The organism is Shewanella subflava (genome assembly GCF_025971955.1).
Lineage (GTDB): Bacteria > Pseudomonadota > Gammaproteobacteria > Enterobacterales > Shewanellaceae > Shewanella > Shewanella subflava.
On the sequence record NZ_JAPDMX010000033.1, the window covers coordinates 353,085 to 377,279 of the forward strand.

General features: G+C 42.5%; 21 protein-coding genes and 1 tRNA gene. 12 read left to right on the forward strand and 10 right to left on the reverse strand.

Annotated features, from left to right (window positions below; genetic code table 11):
• Positions 1 to 169: 169 nt before the first annotated feature.
• A complete protein-coding gene (locus OHT75_RS17270; RefSeq protein ID WP_264728864.1) occupies positions 170 to 1,222 on the reverse strand; it encodes an isoaspartyl peptidase/L-asparaginase family protein in 1,053 nt (350 codons plus the stop codon).
• A gap of 124 nt (positions 1,223 to 1,346) precedes the next feature.
• Between OHT75_RS17270 and OHT75_RS17275 the strand changes: the two genes are divergently transcribed.
• The gene (locus OHT75_RS17275; protein WP_264728865.1) at positions 1,347 to 3,179 is read left to right on the forward strand and encodes an autotransporter assembly complex protein TamA; all 1,833 of its coding nucleotides are present in this window, start codon (positions 1,347 to 1,349) and stop codon (positions 3,177 to 3,179) included.
• The gene (locus OHT75_RS17280) at positions 3,179 to 7,276 is read left to right on the forward strand and encodes a translocation/assembly module TamB domain-containing protein (protein ID WP_264728866.1); all 4,098 of its coding nucleotides are present in this window, start codon (positions 3,179 to 3,181) and stop codon (positions 7,274 to 7,276) included. Before OHT75_RS17275 ends, OHT75_RS17280 begins: the two co-directional genes overlap by 1 nt.
• 119 nt (positions 7,277 to 7,395) lie before the next feature.
• On the opposite strand, the gene rplY is transcribed toward OHT75_RS17280, so the two are convergent.
• The 8 genes from rplY to rnm form a co-directional block, all read right to left on the reverse strand.
• A complete protein-coding gene (gene rplY / locus OHT75_RS17285; protein ID WP_264728867.1) occupies positions 7,396 to 7,680 on the reverse strand; it encodes a 50S ribosomal protein L25 in 285 nt (94 codons plus the stop codon).
• Positions 7,681 to 8,126: 446 nt separating this feature from the next.
• A tRNA-Leu gene (locus tag OHT75_RS17290) sits at positions 8,127 to 8,212 on the reverse strand.
• A gap of 458 nt (positions 8,213 to 8,670) precedes the next feature.
• Positions 8,671 to 9,000, reverse strand: a complete 330-nt coding sequence (locus OHT75_RS17295) for a hypothetical protein (protein WP_264728869.1) — start codon at positions 8,998 to 9,000, stop codon at positions 8,671 to 8,673.
• 123 nt (positions 9,001 to 9,123) lie between these two features.
• A complete protein-coding gene (gene rluB / locus OHT75_RS17300) occupies positions 9,124 to 9,996 on the reverse strand; it encodes a 23S rRNA pseudouridine(2605) synthase RluB (RefSeq protein ID WP_188843002.1) in 873 nt (290 codons plus the stop codon).
• A 5-nt stretch (positions 9,997 to 10,001) separates the two neighbouring features.
• Positions 10,002 to 10,613, reverse strand: a complete 612-nt coding sequence (gene scpB / locus OHT75_RS17305) for an SMC-Scp complex subunit ScpB (protein WP_264728872.1) — start codon at positions 10,611 to 10,613, stop codon at positions 10,002 to 10,004.
• A 22-nt stretch (positions 10,614 to 10,635) separates the two neighbouring features.
• Entirely contained in the window at positions 10,636 to 11,424 is a 789-nt protein-coding gene (locus OHT75_RS17310) for a segregation and condensation protein A (protein WP_264728874.1), read from the reverse strand.
• A gap of 122 nt (positions 11,425 to 11,546) precedes the next feature.
• A complete protein-coding gene (locus tag OHT75_RS17315; protein WP_264728876.1) occupies positions 11,547 to 12,167 on the reverse strand; it encodes an L-threonylcarbamoyladenylate synthase in 621 nt (206 codons plus the stop codon).
• A complete protein-coding gene (gene rnm / locus OHT75_RS17320; RefSeq protein WP_264728877.1) occupies positions 12,164 to 13,024 on the reverse strand; it encodes an RNase RNM in 861 nt (286 codons plus the stop codon). Before rnm ends, OHT75_RS17315 begins: the two co-directional genes overlap by 4 nt.
• A 439-nt stretch (positions 13,025 to 13,463) precedes the next feature.
• Between rnm and OHT75_RS17325 the strand changes: the two genes are divergently transcribed.
• From OHT75_RS17325 to xthA, 10 genes are all read left to right on the forward strand, one after another.
• Positions 13,464 to 15,026 (forward strand): anthranilate synthase component 1, encoded by a 1,563-nt coding sequence (locus OHT75_RS17325; protein WP_264728879.1) that lies wholly within the window; start codon positions 13,464 to 13,466, stop codon positions 15,024 to 15,026.
• Positions 15,027 to 15,055: 29 nt separating this feature from the next.
• Entirely contained in the window at positions 15,056 to 15,658 is a 603-nt protein-coding gene (locus OHT75_RS17330) for an aminodeoxychorismate/anthranilate synthase component II (protein ID WP_264729079.1), read from the forward strand.
• Positions 15,658 to 16,716 carry an anthranilate phosphoribosyltransferase gene (gene trpD, locus OHT75_RS17335; protein WP_264728881.1) on the forward strand — a complete coding sequence of 353 codons (1,059 nt, stop codon included), beginning with the start codon at positions 15,658 to 15,660 and terminating at the stop codon, positions 16,714 to 16,716. The genes OHT75_RS17330 and trpD overlap by 1 nt, the downstream gene beginning before the upstream one ends.
• Positions 16,661 to 18,136: a bifunctional indole-3-glycerol-phosphate synthase TrpC/phosphoribosylanthranilate isomerase TrpF gene (gene trpCF, locus OHT75_RS17340; RefSeq protein ID WP_406682048.1), complete on the forward strand. Its 1,476-nt coding sequence runs from the start codon at positions 16,661 to 16,663 to the stop codon at positions 18,134 to 18,136. Before trpD ends, trpCF begins: the two co-directional genes overlap by 56 nt.
• A 123-nt stretch (positions 18,137 to 18,259) precedes the next feature.
• A complete protein-coding gene (gene trpB / locus OHT75_RS17345; RefSeq protein ID WP_188842986.1) occupies positions 18,260 to 19,465 on the forward strand; it encodes a tryptophan synthase subunit beta in 1,206 nt (401 codons plus the stop codon).
• Complete coding sequence (trpA, locus tag OHT75_RS17350; protein WP_264728885.1) at positions 19,458 to 20,267, forward strand: tryptophan synthase subunit alpha; 810 nt, start codon at positions 19,458 to 19,460, stop codon at positions 20,265 to 20,267. Before trpB ends, trpA begins: the two co-directional genes overlap by 8 nt.
• 110 nt (positions 20,268 to 20,377) lie before the next feature.
• Positions 20,378 to 21,298: a type 2 periplasmic-binding domain-containing protein gene (locus OHT75_RS17355; RefSeq protein WP_264728887.1), complete on the forward strand. Its 921-nt coding sequence runs from the start codon at positions 20,378 to 20,380 to the stop codon at positions 21,296 to 21,298.
• Positions 21,299 to 21,634: 336 nt separating this feature from the next.
• On the forward strand, positions 21,635 to 22,180 hold the full coding sequence (locus OHT75_RS17360) for a septation protein A (protein WP_264728889.1): 546 nt from the start codon (positions 21,635 to 21,637) through the stop codon (positions 22,178 to 22,180).
• Positions 22,181 to 22,258: 78 nt separating this feature from the next.
• Positions 22,259 to 22,558, forward strand: coding sequence for a YciI family protein (locus OHT75_RS17365; RefSeq protein WP_264728891.1), 300 nt, complete (start codon positions 22,259 to 22,261; stop codon positions 22,556 to 22,558).
• Complete coding sequence (gene xthA / locus OHT75_RS17370) at positions 22,558 to 23,367, forward strand: exodeoxyribonuclease III (protein ID WP_264728893.1); 810 nt, start codon at positions 22,558 to 22,560, stop codon at positions 23,365 to 23,367. Before OHT75_RS17365 ends, xthA begins: the two co-directional genes overlap by 1 nt.
• Positions 23,368 to 23,457: 90 nt before the next feature.
• Here the strand turns inward: xthA and bioD are convergent, their stop codons facing one another.
• Complete coding sequence (gene bioD, locus OHT75_RS17375; protein ID WP_264729083.1) at positions 23,458 to 24,162, reverse strand: dethiobiotin synthase; 705 nt, start codon at positions 24,160 to 24,162, stop codon at positions 23,458 to 23,460.
• Positions 24,163 to 24,195 lie beyond the last annotated feature (33 nt).

Genomic DNA, 24,195 nt, shown 5'->3' on the forward strand with positions numbered 1-24,195 from the left:
GCCCTCATAACAACCAGAGGTCTTAATAAGCATGCCATCACACCATGCCTAAACTAAGTTTAGTCAAAAACCATTAAACAGCAGCAAAATAAATTCAATCAAGATCATCGGGTATATCGATTATCCAACAACATTGTGCATCCAGTTAACGACGCGGCGAAGAAGCAAGTTATTTATCACGCCAAATCATAATATTAGCCGGCTGGTCACCCACTTTGGTTGCACGATACATGCCTGATGTATTAAAGGGGGTTGCAATATTGCCTTTGTCATCAATCGCAATCACTCCGCCAGTGCCTCCGGCTGTGGCAAGTCTTTGGTTAATAACCTCGTCAGCCGCTTGAATAATCGATTTTTGTTGGTATTTTACCCGCGCGCAGATATCTGCTGCCACATTGTAGCGAATAAAGTATTCACCATGTCCGGTAGCAGAGATCGCACAAGTCCCATTTTCGGCATAGTTACCTGCGCCAATAACTGGAGCATCACCGATTCGACCAAATCGCTTTGCCGTCATACCACCTGTTGAGGTTCCAGCGGCAAGATTGCCTTGTTTATCAAGTGCAACTGCGCCGACCGTGCCAAATTTGTAGTTAGCATCAAGTTGATTAACCGAAGCTTGATAATCATGATCTTTCGCTTCTGATTTAATGATTTTTCGTTTGGCATCGAGAAGTTGGTTATATCGATGCGTGGTATCAAAGTGTTGATTTGATACAAAAGTCATACCTTGGGTAATGGCAAACTCTTCAGCGCCCTGTCCATAAAGCATCACATGGGGAGACTTTTCCATCACAGCTCTCGCTAAATTAATCGGATTTTTAATATGAGTGACCCCCGCAACCGCCCCTGCAGCCATATTGCGTCCATCCATGATAGAAGCATCTAACTCATGTTTTCCGTCAAAAGTATAAACCGCGCCGACCCCTGCGTTAAATAAAGGGCTGTCTTCTAATACATTAATGGCAGCTTGTACGGCATCTAAACTGTCACCGCCTTTGGTTAAAATCTCATGTCCGGCATTAATCGCTTGTTGCAATTTATCTCGATAAGCTTGTTGCTGCACTTCGCTTAAATCCGCTTCGTTAATAGTGCCCGCTCCGCCATGAATGGCAATGGAAAATGGCTGGTCATCATTGGCATACAAGTTAAAACTGAACCCAATGGTGATTGATGCTATGGCCAATCCGGTCTTTAGACGACAAAATAGTTTATTTTTCATTGTTATTATTCCCTTTAGCGTAAATTCTGCCTATTGTTTGCCTTGCGACTTTAACGCTTTCTAGCGACAATATAAACAAGATGTGCATAAATCAGTAAGTACCTAAATATTGTTAATTAATTGTTTGAGAGTCAGCCTTTTTTTTATCCTTGCACTTACTGTAGTTCGCAGTAGTGGTGCACTTGCGGCTGACGATTTATTAACGGTTTCCATCTCTGGAGTTGAGTCTGCTCTTGAAAAAAATATTCGTGCCCATTTAGGCTCATTGCCCCAAAATGAAATTCAGCGGCGTGCATTTTTATTTACCGTTGAAGATAATACCAATGACGCATTGGAATCTATGGGGTTTTACCGGGCCAAACTTGCCGTCAATGTGACAGAAACAACAAAAGGCCCATGGCAACTCAATATCAAGGTTGACCCACATGAGCCTGTCCGGTTGCAATGGATTGATATCAATTTTGATGGCGAAATGCTTGAAGATATTTCCTTTAGACGCTGGTTAGATGGATTAACCATCAAGCCTGGCGATCCTTTGCATCACGGCCAGTATGAAACCATTAAATCACAACTCATGACTATTGCACTGGCGCGTGGATATTTTGATGGTCGTTTTTCACGTTCCGAAATTGTGATTAATCGCGATAAAAACACGGCTCAAATTAACCTGCATTTTGACTCTGGTCCCCGCTATCGATTCGGCGATGTAACATTTGAAGGCCATACCCTTAATGATAATATTGTTCAAGAATTGATCCCGTTTGAAGCCGATACGCCCTACGCTACAGCAGAACTAAATCGTTTAAATAGAAACCTGATTGATGTAGGTTATTTTAGTAATATTAAAGTGTTACCTGAAATGGAAAAAATCAGCGAAGGTAACGTCCCGATTAAAGTGGAATTAACACCACGTCCAAGCCACTCCATTGAAGTGGGTGCAGGTGTAGACATTGGAAATAGTAGTGAAAGTGCTGTAGAACCAAGAATACGTGTCACTTGGCGAACACCGCAGGTTAATCGTTACGGGCATAAACAAGAAACCTCTGCAGAATGGTCACCTTACACACCGAAATTACTCACCACTTACACGATTCCGTTAACCGATCCTTTAGACGATCAACTGAAAATTAAACTGGGTGTGTTACGTGATGAATATGGCGTCATTCAAGACTATGTTCCTGAAGATCGTCAATTTGTTAATACTGGACAACTTGAAGCAGAAAAATATCTTATCGGCGTGATTAGGCAGCGACGGACCGAAAATAACTGGCTATTTGGTTATTCTGTTGAGGCAATCAAAGAGTTTTATACTCAAGAAGATACAGATTATACACCCAACTTTTATTTGCTAGGAATAGGTGTAACTAAGACCATTCGTGGTGATAATACCCTCGATCCCAAATCGGGTTTTCGTCAAACCTATAGTTTTGAGTATGCCGATCCTAATTTAGGCTCAGCAATTCGACTCGCGCGATTACAAGCAAAACTTAAATGGATTGACACTTTCTTCGATAAACACCGAATTGTGGCGCGTCTTGATTTAGGTGCCAATATTGCAGACAAAGAAGATATTCCTTTTATTGCGCCATCCCTGAGGTATTTTGCCGGAGGCGATCAATCAGTTCGTGGTTATCGATATCAAGAACTTGGACCTTATATCGACTATGAAAACGCCCAAGGCGGTCTTTCTCGCCAAGTTATTGGTGGACGTTATTTGATTGTGGGCAGTGTAGAGTATCAATATTACCTAACTCCAACTTGGCGAGTCGCAACATTTGTTGATGCAGGTAATGCTTTTGATACCGATCAATTTGAATCTGTCATGTCTGTCGGTGGGGGTATTCACTGGATCTCACCTATTGGGCCAATCAAGTTAGACCTAGGCTTTGGATTAAAAGAAACTGAAACGGTTGATCGTTCATTCCGATTCCATTTAACAATGGGAACAGAATTATAATGGCCTCATCAAAAACGCCGATGAACGGTACACAAAACAATAACAAAACTGCCGATGTGCATGACAGTGCATCAAGTGATGTACTGCCAAATAGCACCCTGTTAAACAAAGACCCGCAGCAAGCTGAAAATGCTGGGTTAGCTAACGCAGAAATGCATCAGCCTGTTGTAAAAGACACTTTATTCATCGCCCTGTTAAAGCAATTATGGCGTAGCTTCAAATTTTACACTCGAATAATTATATATATACCGCTATTAATATTGGTTTTACTTGCCCTGATACTTGGCACGTCTATCGGTAGCAATATCGGTATTACGATCGCAAGCCAACTTATCCCTAATCTTGAATTGAATTACCAATCTGGCACTATCAACCATGATCTAAAACTTGACTATGCGTCTTGGGAGATGGATGGCATCAGTGTTGAGATTAACGATCTTGCCATAGAGTGGCTGCCTCGCTGTTTTATTAATAAGCAGCTTTGCGTTGATTCCCTAAGCGCCTCAAAAGTCACTGTTGATATTCAAACTGCATTGCTTAGCGATACCGCGACTTCAACACTTGTTGATTCTCAAATTATTTATCCTGAACTGATGACATCAGCGCAAAGTAATACCACTGAACAGAATCTATCAACGGCAGACAATGCTGCCAAACATGCTCCCGCTGAAGCTGAGTTATCCGACTCTGATTTATCTAAGCTACAATCATCTGAGCAAGAGTTACTTATTCTGCCTTTTGATATTTCATTAAATAATGCCGATCTAGCAGCCATCAATGTCACAGTCAACGACATGCATTTTAATGCCAGTCAATTAAAGGCTAAAGCATTTTGGACTGGGCCTGATTTAAAAGTCGAGCATATCAGTAGTTTTGAATTAGCGGTCATCATACCGAACGAGGATGAGACACAAACCTCAACGGCAGATTCGGCAGAAAAAGCCTGGCCATTAGCGGACTTACCAGCAGTGTATTTACCCTTTAGATTATTTATTAAAGAACTCAATTCACTTGATAGCACCTTACAGATTGGTCAACGTAAAGACTTTTTTGAACAAATTATTATTGCGGGTAATTACATCGGCTACAACATAGGTCTTAGTCAGCTTCATGCAAAACATAGCTATGGCGATCTTGATTTAATAGGTGACATTAACTTAGTTGACAGCTATCCAATGAATATCAAAGTATCCGCAAACATTGATCAGATAGCTGAGTTACCTGGCTTTACCAAACAGAAACTCACCCTCGAGTTGACTGATGATTTAAAAAAATTAGCCATAAATGCAAAATTAACTGGCGATACTACGCTTAATCTCCAAGCCGACGTAGGCTTGAACCTAGCAAGCTTGCCTTTTAGGGGCGAAATATCCGACAGTAAAATACAATGGCCCTTCAAAGATCCACAATACATTGCCAATATCCAATCTTTACAAGCACAAGGTAAAATTGATGCGATTCAGGCTCAGTTATTAGGGCAATTTATTAGCCCGTTTCATCCTGAATTAAAGGTTGATTCAAATCTGGCCTTCCAACAAAACACACTCAAACTTAGCCCCTTAACTATTCAGTCTAAAGCGGGTCAATTACAGATTGAAGGTGAAGTCGATTTAGCCGATAACATCACCTGGCAAACCAAAGTCAGTACCCAAGACTTGAGCCTGCAAAACATAGAATGGTTACAACAATTCACCCCACTACGCAGTAAAATAAGCGGACAATTTGTTACGAGTGGCAAGATGGCTAACGATAAATGGCAAATTGATATTAGCGATGCGTCATTAAAAGGACGCATGAATGGCTACCCCGTCACTTTAGAGGGGCAAGTGGCCGTGAATCAAGATTTTGCCGTCAATGCGCAAAATTTAAAAGCGACAGCCTTAGGGGCAGATCTGTTCATAAATGGACGAGCGGATTCGATATGGAACATCGATGCCGAACTAAATGTCCCTGATTTACGACAATGGCTTGATGGTAGTAGAGGAAATATACACGCTAAGGTTACCGTTACAGGCGCAAGTGATAACCCCATGGTTGACCTAACGGCTAAAATGCAAAATAGCAGCTTTGCGGGTGCAAAGTTAGATAACTTAACACTCAATGCACATTACCTTCCTTTTAACCAACACCAATATTCGTTTGCGTTAGACAATCAAAATATTGTTTATAAAGGATACAAGCTCACCAGCCTAAATATCGAAGGCAAAGGCGATCAAAGTCAGCAGACCACCACCCTGGTGACCACGGGTGATACAACCATTAATAGTGAATTATTAAGCCAAACAAATATTGATAATCAAACCATTGATGCCACACTAAAACAACTGAATATCAGTAATATATTTGGTAAATGGCAATTAGATGAACCCATAGTGTTAGCTTGGGATCAACTTAAAAACCGCGGCAAAATTGACGCATTTTGTATTAGTCATCCCCATAATAAACTTTGTCTTACCAATAAGGTTGAACTGGGGGCCAAAGGACAAGCAGATATCAATTTTAGTGGTAATCCTGGACAGCTTTTGGCACCAATATTATCTAAAAATATTAATTGGGATGGCCATGCAGCGCTCACAAGCCAAATTAATTGGCAACCTAAAACTAAGCCTACTGCCGTGGTTAACTTCACGCTGTTACCGGGTAATATCAAGCTGATTCGCAATGTCAAAAATGTGGTTAATATTGATTATCAAGAGTTAGTGTTCAAAGCCACATTAGACGAAAAACAATTAAGAACCACCATCACAGCCGATTCCGATGGTATTGCCAGCTTACAAACCGAAATGAATATTAATGTCACTCCCGATAGAGCCCTCGATGGTTTTATTAATATTCAGTCATTAAATTTGGAGCCTTTTGGGGAGTTTTTCCCAAGACTCCAAACCCTTAATGGAAATTTATCTACGCGAATGAATCTTTCAGGTAGTCTCATGACGCCTGACATCACGGGTAACATCAAATTATCCGACGGGGCATTTGCATTAACATCTAACCCAACATTGGTTGAAAAAATTTTCCTAGGGTTGCAACTTAATGGGCAACAAGCAGAATTAGATGGTCAATGGCACATGGGGGATGGCCAAGCTATTGTGAATGGTCAGTTGTATTGGCCTGATGGACAATTTTCCGGAGACATTAATGTTAAAGGCACTAAATTAGCGGTTATTCAACCACCTATTGCCATTCTAGATGTGTCACCGGATCTCAATATCAAATTTAACCATCAGCAAGTGGCAGTTAAAGGGGCGGTCAGCGTGCCTTCTGGTCAAATCAAAATCATGCAGTTGTCTGCTGGCGGTGTGGCATTATCGAACGATGTAGTGTTTAACGATTCAATATCTGAACTTGAAGTACAAACAAGCCCTTACGCCATTGTGGCGGACATTAATATTGATGTAGGTAAAGAACTCTCGATTGACGGCATGGGCTTAACAGGCAAGCTTTCAGGTAACCTAAGGTTACAACAACAAGCCTTTAAACCGCCGTTATTATTTGGCGACATTAAAGTCAATAAAGGCAATTATAAATTCATGGGTCAAACCTTGAAGATTAATGCGGGTGAAGTTCAGTTTGTCGGCCCTGTTGAAGTGCCGAATTTAAATATTGAAGCGATAAAAGAAATTAAAGACGAGGATATTACCGCCGGTATCCGAGTAACAGGGACTGCAATGCGCCCTAATGTGATTCTTTTCTCTAATCCTGCAAAAGAACAAGCTGAAGTGCTTTCTTACATTCTTACTGGTAAAGGCTTCGGTAATGCCAGTGATCAACAAAACAACTCACTGATGATGGGCGCAGCATTAAGTTTAGGCTCACAAGTTGATGGAGGCGCGATGACTAATATAGGTTCAACTGCCCGTGGCGTCATTGAGCAATTTGGTTTTTCCAATGTGCAATTAGATGCCAATGATGATGGCCGAGTTGCGATTAGTGGCTACATTGGTGACAGCTTGATGATCAAATACGGTATTGGGGTGTTCAACCCTGGATATGAAATGACAGTCAGATACTATTTATTGTCACAACTGTACCTTGAAACCGTATCGGGCAGCTTGAGCCAATCACTCGATATTTATTACGGTTTTGATATTGACTAAAAAGACTCAAAATTGATTATGAACGATAGTTTTGGTACCCGCTGAAAATAACACCCTAGTTGGTAAATAACAAAGACAAAAAAAGCGCCATCAGGCGCTTTTTTCTTCATCAATGCAGATTATGCAAACATGAAGTCAACATGCTCAATAAGAGGTCTGAAAGCATGACGTTGCATAGCTTTAGGGACTACTTTGATTTCTTTACCGTCAAGAACGATAGTTAAACCTTCATAGAAATCTTTATTTTCTTGAATGTTGATGATGTCTTTGTGTAAAAACTTGATCGCGATTGACTCTTTACCTGGACCGTAAATTACAGCAGGAACCATATCTGCATGACGTAGGCGGCGGCTCGAACCTTTCCCGATTTCAGTGCGGATTTCGGCTTTGATTGTGTAAGACATGTTAATACTCACTTAAATAATAAAAAAATGGGCGTCACTGTTTTCGACCAACAATGACTCAAATAAAGCGCGCGGATATTAACACGAACACTTAGCCACCAACAAGTTAAATTGCATATTATCTCATGATTATATGGGTGTTGATTTCTAAAATGATCTGCAAAACTTAATCTGCCGCAGTTTGCAAAAGCCACCGTTTTAAAAGCCGCAGTATTTAAACGCCTCAACTGCGCTTTAATATAATCTCATAGCTTGAATATAATTACATAAAACCTAACACGGCTTTTCAACAGAAAGTGGCACTCCGTGCTTATCAAGAACACGAGGAGCCTGGTTATGCCACTATCCCAGATACTGAGATTAAGATTGAGATAATTGTACATATAAAAAAGCCCCGACATAATGTCGAGGATTTTTTATCCATCACTTGCAAGCAAGTTTAATAATGGTACCCGAGGCCAGACTTGAACTGGCACGCTTATTCAGCGAGGGATTTTAAATCCCTTGTGTCTACCGATTCCACCACTCGGGCAAAACTGTGACGAATTGAATTTCAACTCGTAGAATCTTTTGTCAACTTAGCAACTTAAGCTGCGCCGCTGAACTTGGTGCACACTTTACTGTTTTTTTTAAACCGCGCAACTATTAATTTAACTTAAGCGACTCAAGTGGTTCAAAAAACACCAAAGCGAGTTATTTTTATTCATTTCAACTCTAAAGCCACAGTCATTCAATCATGTAATTTTCCCATTAATGGGAAAATTAACAACGAGATTAAAAGCCCCCCAGTATTTCACTGATATCAATATAATATAAAGTCCATTGGCTTAGTTGCGCTCAAATAATAAAAAAACTTTAAAAACCCACATTCTGAAGAAGGTGGTTTAGAGCTGAAAATAAAAAACAGCCGCTAGGGCTGTTTTAAGTATGACACCAGTTTCATGACGACTAAAGATCAGTTAACCTAGTCAACTCTAACCATGAAACATGTTACTTTGCTTTTACGGGTGTTAACCCTTTACTTCTCTCTTCAACGGCATCATCTAATTCAAAACCAGATTGAGTCCAATTCGCGGCTTCATCAGCAGTAAATTTCTCTTCTGACCAATCTTTTGCCGAATCGACATCAAATTTAACCTCCATCCAAGCTTTAGATTGCTCCGCAGTGAATCCCTCTTTATGCCAAACTTGAGCAGAACGAGCATCAAATCCGTTAGCTTTCCACTGTGCAATGTCGTCTTCAGACATGCCTTCCCAAGTAGGACTTGAAGCACAGGCAAACAGCATCACACTCATTAAAGCAGCAATAAAAATTTTCATATTTAAATCCCTAACTTAAGTATAAATTAACCTATTTAAAAATAGATGCTTGAACGGTAAAACACAAATCTAAAAAATGCCGCTGATGCGGCATTGTTTTATTTTATCAGTCATCGTTAATGGTTAACTACGCTGACGTGAAGGTTTGGTTTTTCCACCACTCACTTTAGTCTTGCGAACTGCACGGCGGATCTTAGCACTTTTCACTTTAGAACGCGCAACACTGTGCTTATCATTGCCCAGTAAAGAGCGAGTCTCAGGCTCTAAACCCGCCACTTGACGTAAATAGTTCACTTGATCTAACGGCAACTCTAACCAACCACCACGTGGTAATGATTTTGGTAACTCAACCATACCATAACGAATACGAATTAATCGGCTCACCTGCACTTCTTGTGATTCCCATAAGCGCCTAACTTCGCGATTACGGCCTTCACGTAAGGTAACATGCCACCATTGGTTAATCCCTTCGCCGCCAGCGGGTTTGATACTATCAAACATGGCTGGACCATCTTCAAGTGTCACCCCAGTACGCAGACGCTGTACAGCAACCTCAGGTACTTCACCAAAAGTACGAACAGCATATTCACGATCGACTTCATTTGATGGGTGCATCAAACGATTTGCTAATTCACCGTCTGAAGTAAACAACAATAAACCCGAGGTGTTAATGTCTAACCGACCAACAGCAACCCAACGTGAATCACGCATATTAGGTAAGCGTTGGAAAACAGTTGGACGACCTTCAGGATCTTTGCGAGAGCAAATCTCACCTTCAGGTTTATGGTATGCCAACACTCGACATATCACTTCATCCGCTGATTTTAATGAAATTGCACGACCGTCGATACGCACTTTAACGTCAGCTTCAACCCGATCACCTAGATTGGCAATTTCACCATCAATACTAACTCGACCTGCAGCAATCCATGCCTCCATCTCACGACGGGAGCCATGGCCTGCACGGGCCAAGACTTTCTGCAACTTTTCACTCATTAGTATTACTCTTTAGTTTGTTCTTGCGCGCTTGAATCCACATCTTGTGGTGCCTTTTGGGCAATTTCAAACATCGCTTGAAGTGACTCAATATCATTTAGCTCAGGTAAATCAGCTAATTTATTTAAGCCAAAATAAGATAAAAATTCAGTGGTGGTTGCATACAGTGCGGGTCTGCCCGGCACCTCTTTGTGTCCAACCACTTTTATCCAATGTCTATCAGCTAAGCTTTTTATGATGTGACTGCTGATCGCCACACCTCTTACTTGTTCAATATCGCCCCGAGTTACGGGTTGACGATAGGCAATCACGGCTAAGGTTTCCATGGTTGCGCGAGAATATTTAGGGGCTTTTTCATGCCATAATGGCTGTAAAAAAGGGCTAAGTATTTCTTGAGTTTGAAAGCGATATCCACCAGCCACTTTCACTAACTGGACACCACGTTCTTGGTATTCTTGCTGTAATTCTTCCACAGCCGCTTTAATTTTCATTCGTGACACACTAAAGTCCGCTAACACGGTTTCTTTTAGGGCTTTAATAGTCATAGGTTTTGCTAATACAAATAAACTGGCTTCGATTAATTGTTTCAATTGAGTCGGGTTTATTGGTGTCGGCATGGTTATTTACGCTTCTTCAAGATCACTTTGCTTTAATGTATATGGTCGCAAAAGGCTCATTTTGAACCACGTCCACTAATAACTCTTTCACTAATTCCATTAACGCTAAAAAACTCACAACCACGCCTGCTCGGCCTTCTTCAAAATCAAATAGCTGCTCAAACTGCAGATAGTCGCTACTGGATAGTTTAGCTAAAATTTGGCTCATGCGCTCACGAGTGGACAGCTGCTCTCGTTTTACATGATGATCTTCATTGGCATCAATGCGTTTAAGTACCTCACCAAATGCCCTTGCTAGCTCAAATAAGGTGACATCGGGTGGAACAATAATAGGTTTGATACTTGGTGCTCTCGCAGCACTGACTTGAAACACATCCCGCTCGAGTCGGGGTAACTCATCTAAATCGTATGCGGCTTGTTTTATCACTTCATAGGCTTTTAACTGCCTAATTAGCATGACCCTTGGATCTTCTTCTACGTTATCTTCTGTCACCATTTTAGGTAACAACAAACGTGATTTGATTTCCGCTAACGTAGCCGCCATCACTAAATAGTCAGCGGCTAGTTCAATCCGAGCCTCAGTTAATACTTCAATATAAAGTAAATATTGCTGAGAAATTTGCTGAATGGGTAAGTCAACCACATCCAATTTTTGTTTACGGATTAAATATAAAAGTAAATCTAACGGCCCTTCAAACGACTCTAAGAAAACTTCTAATGCTTCAGGCGGAATAAACAAATCAATGGGCATCGTATCTAACACTTGGCCGCGAACGATGACTAATGGAAGGCTTTGTTGATGACCCTGCATATCGCTCCGTTATCAATTGATTATGTTTATCAGCACCTAAAAAACGACAAGCTTAAAACTCAGCGCGCGATTATACGCATTATTGCGCAAGGTTTATACCATTATCTGCAAACAGGATACGGCTATTCAAATGCGGATGTATCACCTGCGCCATAGCGTAAAATATTAATCTCACCTTCAGACATATCAATCACTGTGGTTTGTTTTTCTGGTAAGTATCCACCCAAAACAATGCCTTCAACTTGATGCTCAAGAATGTCGCGAATATGTTCTGGATCAGATTCAGCATGCTCTTCATTTGGCATCACTAAACTGGTCGACATCAAAGGTTCGCCCAAAGCCTCTAATAGGGCTTGAAGAATTAAATTATCCGGTACACGAATACCAATAGTGCGTTTTTTCTCACACTGTAAACGGCGAGGCACTTCTTTACTGGCTTTAAATATGAACGTGTAAGGACCCGGCGTGCAGCTTTTTAGCAAACGATACGCTTGGTTGTCGACTTTAGCAAAATGAGCTAGCTCAGATAAATCACGGCACATCAGCGAAAAGTTTTGATCATTATCAATCTGACGAATGCGCACCATCCGCGTCATTGCATTCTTATCGCCAATCATACAACCCAGCGCATAACCTGAGTCGGTTGGGTAAACGATAACGCCACCTTGTTTTAAAATTTCCACAACTTGATTAATTAATCTAGCTTGCGGGTTTTCTTCATGTATATAAAAAAATTGGCTCATGACCGTTCCACCCAAGATTCTGATTGCCAAACCCAAGTCACTCCTTGGGGTTGATATAAATTTTTACCTAATTCTATCCAATTGCTTATAAAGTGAAAATCACTTCCCAACGATCCCAATAATTGGTGTTGGTGACATAACGCAAGCAAGTTATTTCTGTCATCAATGGTTTGCTGACCAAGCACCACTTCCATGGCATCCCCGCCCGCTTCGGCAAAATCTTTAACCAGTTTTTTAAGCCATTTTGCTGACAACTTATAACCACTGGGATGCGCTAAAACCGCTAGGCCTCCCGCTTGGTGGATAACATGTATCGCATTGGCCATATCACCCCAATTATTGGGAACGTAACCCGTTTTACCCCGCGCTAAATAGCGCTTAAACACACTGGGCATATCACTGGCGTAACCATTGTCGGCTAACCATCTGGCATAATGACCACGGCTTAAGGCAGCGTCACCCGCTATTGCTTTTGCCCCTTCATAGGCACCATCAATACCTGCTTTGGCTAAACGCACACCTATCTCTTGTGCTCGCACTTCACGCAATTCACGTTGCGATGATAAAAACGCCAGTAACTCAGGCTGAGTTCTATCAATATTTAAACCCACGATGTGGATATCAAAATTATTCCATCGAGTAGAGATTTCAGTACCATCAATAAGCATTAATGGCTCTGACTGTTGACGATTAAAAAGGTGAGCATCGGCTAAACCATCAACGGTATCGTGATCGGTTATGGATAACATTTGCACGCCTTTTTCCAGCGCGCGTGCCACAAGCTCTGATGGGGACAACAAGCCATCTGATGCGGTGGTGTGGCTATGTAAATCAGCCAAGATAGATTCAGTATTCATACGCTTATTGTACTTGATACTGCTACTAAAAGCTTTGTGATTGTGTAAATAAATCTCGACATAAGAGCAAGATAGGCCAACAAAGCTTCAACATAGCGAATTAATTACGCATTTATTAGCAAAATGAGTAATATTCAATTGACATTAAACACCAGCTAAGGTTTCCTATAGGCACGAAAACAAACTTAGATTGATACGCATGACTCACTTTATCGCTTCTCAAAACATTACTTGGTGGTGGCACTTCCCAAATTAACGGGTTGTGTGAAGCGTTGCGCTCATTTTAAGAGACAAGATTTTACCAGAAAGCCCGCAGAAATGTGGGCTTTCTTGTTATTTGGCCCACGCTCAAAGGCTAAATAACCATAAATATTTTTGATGTGATTATCGACTCAACTGTTATCAATGACTCGGCAAAGCAATAAACGAAGGCAGTAATATGACAGCAAAACAAATAGCCCAAGTTAGCACGGTGAAACAGCCGTTAACCTACCATGCAGATCCGCTAAGCCTGTATGAACATGTCACCCACAATGCCCCGCATACCATGTTATTGGAATCGGCCGAAATTGACAGCAAGGACCATCTTAAAAGCATCGTGCTAACCCATGGTGCATTGATGATTCGATGTGATGGTTACCAATTAACTTTCAGTGCCTTAAGCGCCAATGGCCAAAGCCTACTGGCACCAATAGATGTTTTCTTTAAAGAGCAGTTTTGCAGCAAAAATACGTTTAGCGAAAACGTGTTAACCATTGTTTTAGCAAAAGCGACCAGCTTACAAGATGAAGATGCCCGCTTAAAATCGACCTCGCCACTAGACGGCTTACGAGCATTAGTGGAATTCATTAAAACCGATGAGACGCCGCAATTTGAAGACTTATTTCTCGGTGGGGTGTTAGCTTATGACCTCATCGATACCGTCGAGCCACTTCCGCCAGTCCCCAATGCCAGTAATGAATGCCCAGATTACTTATTCTACTTAGCTGAAACCCTGATTTTAATTGACCATAAATTGCAAAAGGCCGATATCATTAGCCAGCAGTTTTGTGAAGACCCGAGCATTTCTGCATCGCTAACGGCGCAGCGCCAACAAGTGATAGCGCAGTGTCAAGCCATCACTGCGGCCAAAGCTTTAGTGCCCATTGTGGCTGACGAAACGGTTAACATCAGTGATGAGCAATACAAAAAAACCGTAATCGACTTGAAAGAGCACATTGTAGCTGGTGATATTTTTCAAGTGGTACCGTCACGCAGTTTCAGTTTGCCCTGCCCCAACACCCTTGGTGCCTATCGTGCACTGCGTAAAACCAATCCTAGTCCATATATGTTTTATTTTCGCGGCCCTGATTTTACCCTATTTGGGGCATCGCCTGAGTCAGCACTTAAATATGAAGCCGCCAATAACCAAGTGGAAGTGTATCCCATTGCTGGTACTCGCAAACGCGGTAAAACTCAGGATGGTCAAATTGATTTTGATTTAGACAGCCGCATTGAGTTAGAGCTGCGTTTAGACAAAAAAGAATTATCTGAGCACTTGATGCTAGTCGACTTAGCTCGCAACGACATTGCCCGTATCAGTCAAAGCGGTAGCCGTAAAGTCGCTGAATTATTAAAAGTAGATCGCTATTCACACGTGATGCACCTAGTGAGCCGCGTGACAGGCCAACTTCGCCACGATTTAGATGCTTTACACGCCTACCAAGCCTGCATGAACATGGGCACGCTCGTTGGCGCACCAAAGGTGAGAGCATCACAACTGGTGCGTGAAGCTGAGCAAGCGCGTCGAGGCAGTTATGGTGGCGCGGTAGGATACTTAAATGGGCTAGGCGATATGGACACCTGCATTGTTATTCGCTCTGCTTTTGTCAAAAATGATGTGGCCCATATTCAAGCAGGCGCAGGCGTGGTGTTTGATTCAGACCCACAAGCCGAAGCCGATGAAACCCGACAAAAAGCACAAGCTGTGATCACTGCAATCAAATTAGGAGGCGGACTATGAGCGCTTCAGTTACGCCATCAACAGCCAAAATGAAATTATATTTGCTGGATAACTTTGACTCTTTTACTTACAACTTGGTGGATCAATTTAGAAGCTTAGGCTTTGAAGTTCTGATTTATCGAAATGATGTTAGCGCTGACTATTTAGCAGAAAAATTACTCAATGAAACTCAACAGGCGGCATTGGTGTTATCACCTGGCCCAGGCGCGCCGCACGAAGCCGGTTGCATGATGGAATTAATCGCTAAAGTAGCAGGAAAAGTGCCCATGTTAGGCATTTGTTTGGGACACCAAGCCATGGTGGAATACTATGGCGGCAAAGTAGAACGCGCACCTTTTGTGGTGCACGGTAAAGCCAGCCCGACGGTTCACAGCGGTCAAGGCGTATTTGCCAATTTACCCTCGCCTTTACCTGTCGCGCGTTACCACAGTTTAGTGGCAACGAAGGTGCCAGATTGTCTTGAAGTCATCGCCACAACCGATGATATGCCAATGGCTATTTTACATGATGCACATAAAGCGGTGGGCTTTCAGTTTCATCCAGAATCGATACTCACCACTTTAGGGAGTCAGCTGCTTACCCAAACACTAAACTACCTAACCACGACCTCAATGTCTCAAGGGGGCCGATAATGACAACATCAGCAACATCAACCCAAGCCTTATTAGATAGCTTATATCAAGGTAATGCGTTAACGCGTGCACAAAGTGCCAGCTTATTTGCCAATATCGTGGCAGGTGAAATGGACCCTATCACCATGGCAGGCATGTTAGTGGCTTTAAAAATGCGCGGTGAAACCATTGATGAAATTACCGGCGCTGCGGATGCATTACGTCAAGCAGCCAAGCCTTTTACTCGCAGCCAACAGTCTATTAGCACTGGGGTTGTCGATATTGTCGGCACCGGTGGTGATGGTTTTAATACGATTAATATTTCAACGACTGCAGCATTTGTTGCCGCAGCGGCCGGCGCTAAAGTCGCCAAACACGGTAACCGTGGTGTTTCCAGTAAATCAGGTTCATCTGACTTACTGGCGCATTGCGGAATTGGGCTGACCATGACGCCAGAAGCATCCTGCGCGGCAATCGATACGCTCGGTTTATGCTTTTTATTTGCCCCGCATTACCATGCGGGTGTTCGCCACGCGGTTCCGGTTCGCCAAGCATTAAAAACGCGTACCATTTTCAATATTTTGGGCCCATTAATTAATCCTGCCAAGCCTGAATTTATGCTGCTGGGTGTTTACACACCAACCTTATTAGCACCTATCGTGAATGTGCTCAATGCGTTAGGTGTAAAACGCGCAATGGTGGTTCATGGCAGTGGCTTAGATGAAGTCGCTTTACATGGCGAGACGCAGGTGGCCGAGCTTAATAATGGTGAAATTAGATTTTATACCCTGACCCCTGAAGCGCTAGGCGTAACGCGTGCAGATATCAGTTTACTCACGGGCGGCGAGCCAAGTGAGAATGCCCAAATCACCAAAGCTATTTTACAGGGCCAAGGTGAAGCGGCTCATCGCGATGCTGTCGCCATTAATGCAGGTTGCGCATTATATATCAGCGGTGTTGCCGAATCAGTACAGGCAGGAACCCAACTGGCGCTAGCAACCTTAGCCAGTGGCAAAGCAATGCATGTACTCACTGAACTTGCCGCCATCAGCCAAACCTCAGCGCCAACACAAGGGTAACGATAGAATGAGCCAACAAACGCCACCAATAAGTAATGTACTAACCCGTATTGTCGATACTAAAATTGCCCATATCGCGGCATTAAAACTGCGCTTCCCTGAGGTAAGTTTACAACCTAAAATATCTGACCGCAGTTTATTCGATGCGTTAAAGCAGCCTAATGCGCAATATATTTTTGAATGTAAAAAAGCCAGTCCTTCTAAAGGGTTAATTCGCCCTGTGTTTGATGTTGAGGCTATTGCAGACATTTATAGCAAATATGCTGCGGGTATTTCGGTGTTAACTGATGAGCAGTTTTTTCAGGGCGACATGGATTACATTCCCAAGGTACGCGCTAGAGTGAGCCAACCGATATTGTGTAAAGACTTTTTTGTTGATGTATATCAGGTTAAATTAGCCGCCCACCAAGGTGCTGATGCGGTATTGCTGATGTTGTCAGTGCTCGATGATGCACAATATCGTGTATTGGCCGCAGAAGCTGCTAAATATCAATTAGATACCTTAACAGAAGTGAGTAACGAAGCTGAATTGCAACGCGCGATTGATCTCAATGCACCGATTATTGGTATAAACAACCGTAATTTACGTGATCTATCGACAGATTTAGCCACAACCGAAATATTAGCGCCGCATATACCGGCTGACCGAGTAGTTATTAGCGAATCAGGCATTTATCATCATCATCAAATTCAACGCCTTAACCCTTTGGTTGATGGTTATCTTGTGGGTAGCTCAATTATGGCGCAAGATGATATCGATTTAGCCTGCCGTCAGTTAATATTCGGTAATCATAAAGTCTGTGGCTTAACTCAAATCGAAGACATACAAGCTGTTGCTACATTAGGTGGTGTTTTTGGTGGGTTAATTTTTTATCCTAAATCACCACGTTCTGTCACTTTAGCGCAGGCACAAGCCCTAGTCGCTCAAATGCAAGCACAGCACATAAGCCTTAATTTGGTTGGCGTATTTGTTAATGCCGACACTCACGATATTGTCGCAGCAGCTCAAGCATTAACACTGCATGCAGTACAGTTACATGGCAATGAAACAGAACTTGAAATAGCCGCACTATCGCAGCAATTTGCCGCATTAAATCTAACTTGCCAAATCTGGAAAGCCGTTGCGGTTGATAGTGAAACACAACAAATATCCCCCGCCCCCAAAGGCGCAGATAGATATTTATATGACAGCAAAACCCAGGCTCAGTTTGGTGGCACAGGGCAACAATTTGATTGGCAACTTGCTATTGCAAATAAATCGCAAGCCATGTTGGCGGGCGGATTATCGGCCAGCAATGCCTATGAGGCCTCACAACAGGGATTTTACGGTTTAGATTTCAACTCAGGTGTTGAGGTAAGTCCAGCTAAAAAAGACCACGTATTACTGGCACAAGTGTTTAGCTCACTCAGACAAAACTGAACATCTCAGTTATTAACACAAATTGAGGACTCAGCCACAAATAGGCTGAGCCCATAATGCAAAATTCATTAGAATCGCTGACTTAGTCAAAGTGCTAAATCGATTGAACAATAGGACAATATTATGGATAAGTTAAAGCTGAACCCTTATTTCGGCGAATATGGCGGCATGTACGTCCCGCAAATTTTAGTCCCCGCATTAAAACAGCTCGAAACGGCATTTGTTGAAGCACAAGCAGATCCTGAATTTCAAGCCGAGTTCACCGACTTACTGAAAAACTACGCTGGCCGTCCAACCGCGTTAACGCTAACCCGTAACTTAAGCCCTAATCCGATGGTAAAAATCTACCTTAAACGGGAAGATTTACTCCATGGCGGCGCGCACAAAACCAACCAAGTGTTAGGACAAGCGTTACTCGCTAAACGTATGGGTAAAAAAGAAATTATCGCTGAAACAGGCGCTGGGCAACATGGTGTTGCTACCGCACTTGCCTGTGCATTATTGGGCCTTAAATGTAAAGTGTACATGGGTGCAAAAGACGTTGAACGTCAATCGCCAAACGTGTTTAGAATGAAACTCATGGGGGCGGAAGTGATCCCGGTCACCTCGGGTTCATCAACACTCAAAGATGCATGTAATGAAGCAATGCGTGATTGGTCAGGCAGTTATGACAAAGCCCACTATTTATTGGGTACAGCGGCTGGCCCGCATCCATTTCCGACAATAGTGCGCGAGTTTCAACGTATTATTGGTGAAGAAACGAAAAAGCAAATGTTAGAAAAAGAAGGACGTCTTCCAGATGCTGTTATTGCCTGTGTTGGCGGCGGTTCAAACGCCATCGGCATGTTTGCCGACTTTATTGATGAACCCTCGGTTGAGCTAATTGGCGTTGAGCCTGCTGGTAAAGGCATTGATACGCCAATGCACGGTGCGCCACTCAAGCACGGTAAAACGGGCATTTTCTTTGGTATGAAAGCGCCATTAATGCAAGATAGCCATGGTCAAATTGAAGAGTCTTACTCGGTCTCTGCCGGTTTAGATTTCCCATCAGTAGGCCCACAGCATGCGCATTTAAATGCCATTGGTCGCGCACGTTACGAGTCGGCGACCGACGATGAAGCCTTAGACATGTTCCAATTACTGGCCCGTACTGAAGGTATTATTCCCGCGTTAGAGTCGGCTCATGCGTTAGCATATGCAGTAAAAATGGCTAAAGAAGCCACTAAAGAGACCATTTTAGTGGTTAACTTATCCGGCCGAGGCGATAAAGATATTTTCACTGTTTCAGACATTTTAGCAGCCAAAGCACAGGAGAGCGGCAATGAGTAATCGATATCAGGCAGCATTTGCCGCATTAAAAGCCAAGCAACAAGGTGCATTTGTGCCATTTGTAACCATAGGTGATCCAGGTTTAGATTTGTCTTTTAACATCATTAAAACCTTAGTCGAAAATGGTGCCGATGCGCTAGAACTTGGCTTTCCATTTTCAGATCCATTAGCAGATGGCCCAGTGATTCAAGGGGCAAACTTACGTGCACTGGCCGCGGGAACCACGCCAGAAGATTGCTTTGAATTAATAGCCAAAGTCCGGGCGTTGTACCCTGAATTACCAATCGGCCTATTACTTTATGCTAACCTGGTTTTTGCTAACGGAATTGATCACTTTTATGCCAAGGCACAAGCCGCTGGAGTGGATTCGGTATTAATTGCCGATGTGCCAGTTGAAGAATCAACACCCTTTAGCCAAGCCGCGAAAGCACATGGTATAGACCCGATATTTATTGCACCGCCAAATGCCAGCACTGACACACTTAAACAGGTTAGTGAGTCCGGCGCGGGTTACACTTATCTTTTATCACGCGCGGGTGTCACCGGAACCGAATCTAAAGCAGGCACACCTGTTGAGCAAATTTTGGCACAATTGGCTGAGTTTAATGCGCCGCCACCGTTATTAGGCTTTGGTATTGCTGAGCCTTCACAGGTACGTGAGGCAATAAAATCAGGTGCTGCTGGCGCCATTTCAGGATCTGCAGTAGTCAAAATTATTGAGGCTTATCAGCATAATGAAGCCACTTTACTGGCTAAACTGGCTGAGTTCACTTCCAGCATGAAGGCCGCTACCGCCTTGTAATTGTGGTCATTTGATTCACCTAAAAATGGAGCCAATTTCGGCTCCATTTTGTTAAGCTGCTATACTGCTTACAATATTCATTGCTATGACTCGCTAATGGACAGGATGCCATGCCGAAAACCCGTATTTATTTCATATTATTAGTCAGTTGCCTTATACCATTAAGTTTTTGGGTTCATGCAAATACAGCCCAAGCCTCTGTGACGGAAGTAAGGTATAATTTATCAGTCCAGTTTGTAGACCCCAAACAAGCCTATTATATTTCGTTGCTTGAAATGGCCATGAGCAAAAGCGAGCCCAAGTATGGCCCTTATAAAATGACTCCAGTGGTTATTGAAATGCCACAAGGGCGTACCATCAAGTTAGTTGAGTCCGAACAACATCTTGATATTGTTTGGACCATGACATCAATAGAAAGGGAGAATCAACTTCAAGCTGTATACATTCCGCTGCTTAAAGGTCTAATGGGCTATCGTATTGGGATTATTCGTAAAGGCGATCAAGCGCGGTTTAATCAAATTGACTCAATCAAGGCACTCAAACACATTATCATTGGGCAAGGAAGCGATTGGCCAGATACAGAAATTTTGCAGCAAAATGGCTTTAAGGTGGTTTCAGGATCCGCCAGTCAATTATTGGCCATGCTGTCTAAAGCCCGCTTTGATTACTTTCCCCGTGCAATCCATGAACCCTGGGATGAATTAGCTCGCAGTGATGACATTGAATTAGAACAGCATTTGTTATTACGATATGCCTCACCCATCTACTTTTTTGTTAATAAAAAAAATACCCTGCTGGCTGAGCGGATAGAATATGGATTACGACTGGCTATTAATGATGGCAGTTTTGATAAGCTATTTTACAATCACCCTATCACTGAGGGTGTTATCGCAAAAGCCGAGCTAGATAAACGAATAGAATTTGCAATTAACAACCCTTTACTGTCGCCTAAAAGTGCTGAATTATTAAAAGAATCGCAGCTGTGGTTAACGGCATTAGAAAAAATATCACCCACAATACCCCTCAATTAACATCAAAAAGGAGTCAATAAACATTGGCTCCTTTATCTATCGCAACATGATGATTTTAAGGTAAATGACTAGAAGGTTAGCGCAAAACCCACAAAGTGCATCCGCCCTTCAAAGTAACCATTTAATAAGTGTTGGTTAGCAAAGGGTTGAGGTTAAAAAATTAACAAAGTTAAACATGCCCTGCTATCGGGAGGATTAGCAATGAATCATTGTTAATCTACTAAGCACGCTTTTCAGTCGCACAAGGGTTCTCGATATGCGCAGATACATGGTACACTCTGGCCTTATTTTGATGAGGCTAACCCGCCTTAATACTCACAGTGAATACGAATTAATATGAAACAACTGCTTGATTTTTTACCTTTAATTATTTTCTTTGCCGTGTATAAGTTTGCAGATATTTATACCGCCACAGGCGCATTGATTGCAGCCACGGCCATTCAACTTGTCGTCACCTATTTACTGTATAAACAGATTGAAAAAATGCATTTAATCACCTTCGCTATGGTGACAGTATTTGGTGCATTAACCCTGTTTTTTCATGATGATGCATTCATCAAATGGAAAGTCACCATCGTCTACGGCTTATTTGCAGTGGGTTTAGCAGTAACTCAATTAATGGGCAAACCTGCACTTAAAAGCATGCTTGGCAAAGAAATCCAAGTAAAAGACAATATTTGGGCACAGGTGACTTGGTATTGGGTAGCCTTTTTTATGATCTGCGGCATCGTAAACATCTACGTTGCTTTTAGCCTACCGCTAGAAACCTGGGTTAATTTTAAAGTGTTTGGTTTAACTGCACTGACCTTAATCAATACAGTGTTAACCGTGGTTTATTTATTTAAGCATATGGAAAAACCACCCGAAGAAACCCCGCAATAACGGGGTAAATTTGTAAACCCTATTTTAGACAACAAAGTTGCTTTACATCGACCTTATTAAACAAATGGAGCCTTGACTATGTGGTATATGATCTCTTCTCAAGATGTTGAAAACAGTTTAGAAAAACGTTTATCCGTGCGCGCAGATCACCTTGCTCGTTTACAAGCGTTGGCCGATGAAGGCCGCTTATTAACCGCTGGGCCACATCCTGCCATCGATAATGAAAATCCAGGTGAAGCAGGGTTTACTGGTTCACTGGTGGTGGCTGATTTTGCTTCATTAGAAGAAGCCCAAGCATGGGCCGATGTGGATCCATATATTGCTGCTGGCGTATATAAAAGCGTGGTAGTTAAACCCTTTAAGCGTGTACTGCCGTAATGAAAATCGTCTCATTTAACATCAACGGATTACGTGCTCGCCTGCATCAATTACAAGCCTTAATTGACAGCCATCAGCCTGATATCATTGGTTTACAAGAAACCAAAGTGCATGATGAAGCTTTTCCAGTTGCAGATATTGAAGCCATGGGTTATAAGGTGCACTACCATGGTGGCAAAGCCCATTACGGTGTGGCTATGTTGTCTAAAGCTGAGCCATTAAAAGTGCTAAAAGGCTTTGATAATGATGCTGAAGACGCACAGCGCCGATTAATCATTGGTCAATTTATGCAAGATAATGGCCGAGTATTAACCGTAATGAATGGTTACTTCCCCCAGGGCGAAAGTATTCATCATGAAACAAAATACCCTGCAAAGCGTAAGTTTTATCAAGATTTAATGACCCATTTACATACGCATCATACGCCTGATGAAGATATCGCTATCATAGGTGACATTAATATCTCGCCGCTAGATTTAGACATTGGTATTGGTGAGCCAAATGCCAAGCGTTGGTTAAAAACGGGAAAGTGTAGTTTTCAGCCTGAAGAGCGTGAGTGGTTAAAAACCTTGTTAGATTGGGGATTAATTGACAGTTTCCGTCAATTGCACCCTGCACGGACTGAACGTTATTCGTGGTTTGATTATCGCAGCAAGGGCTTTGATGATAACCGTGGACTGCGCATAGATGTGATTTTAGCAACGGCATCTTTAGTGGCAAACCTAGTCGAATCTGATATTGATTATGCGTTACGCGGCATCGAAAAACCCTCTGATCATGCGCCGATTTGGAGCACATTTAAGGCTTAAAGATGAAATATCCTGAGGCGAGACATACAACTATGTTTGTTCAGGCCCGTTTTAAAGGCTTAATCAAATCTGATTAAGCCTTTTGTATTTTTAATTCCCTTTTAGGCTAATAGCATCAAACCTTAAGTATGTTGCGGCTTGCTCAGCACTAGGCTGCGCTAAATAAGGCACATAACCTAAATAAGGGGCGGTGATCATTTGTTGTAAACTGACTAAATTGGCGGCAATCTCACTCATGTTGGCATCCACCTGATTTGCCACCCAGCCCACCACCTTTAAACCATCAGCTTCAATCGCTTGCAGAGTCAATAAGGCATGATTTAAACAGCCCAGTTTCATACCTACAACCAGAATAACACCGACTCGTTCGCCTTGATAAGTTTGGACATAAGTATCCAGTTGCTTAACGCTGTCCGACAAATACTGATTACCCCCCAAAGGTAATCGCCAGCCTCCAGCACCTTCAATTAAGGCAAAATCAGCCGTAAATATCGGCGTCGACAACAGTTGAGAAACGACCGCTTTGGCATCTAACACAGTTGCGGTTTGTTGAGCCGCGATATGCGGTGCTATGGCGGGTTCAAATGCAATAGGATTCACTTGTTGATAGCGTAAGCCCATGTTTGATTGTGCCATCAAAGCTTGTGCATCGGCATTTCGTAATCCATCAGGCGTTAACACACAACCCGATGCTATCGGTTTAAAGCCACACTTTTTACCTTGAGCTAAAAAAAGTAACGCGGAAGAAATTAAGGTTTTACCACTATCGGTATCGGTACCCGTTACAAAATAAATCATCATCTTCCTATTTTAAAAGAATGAAAAATA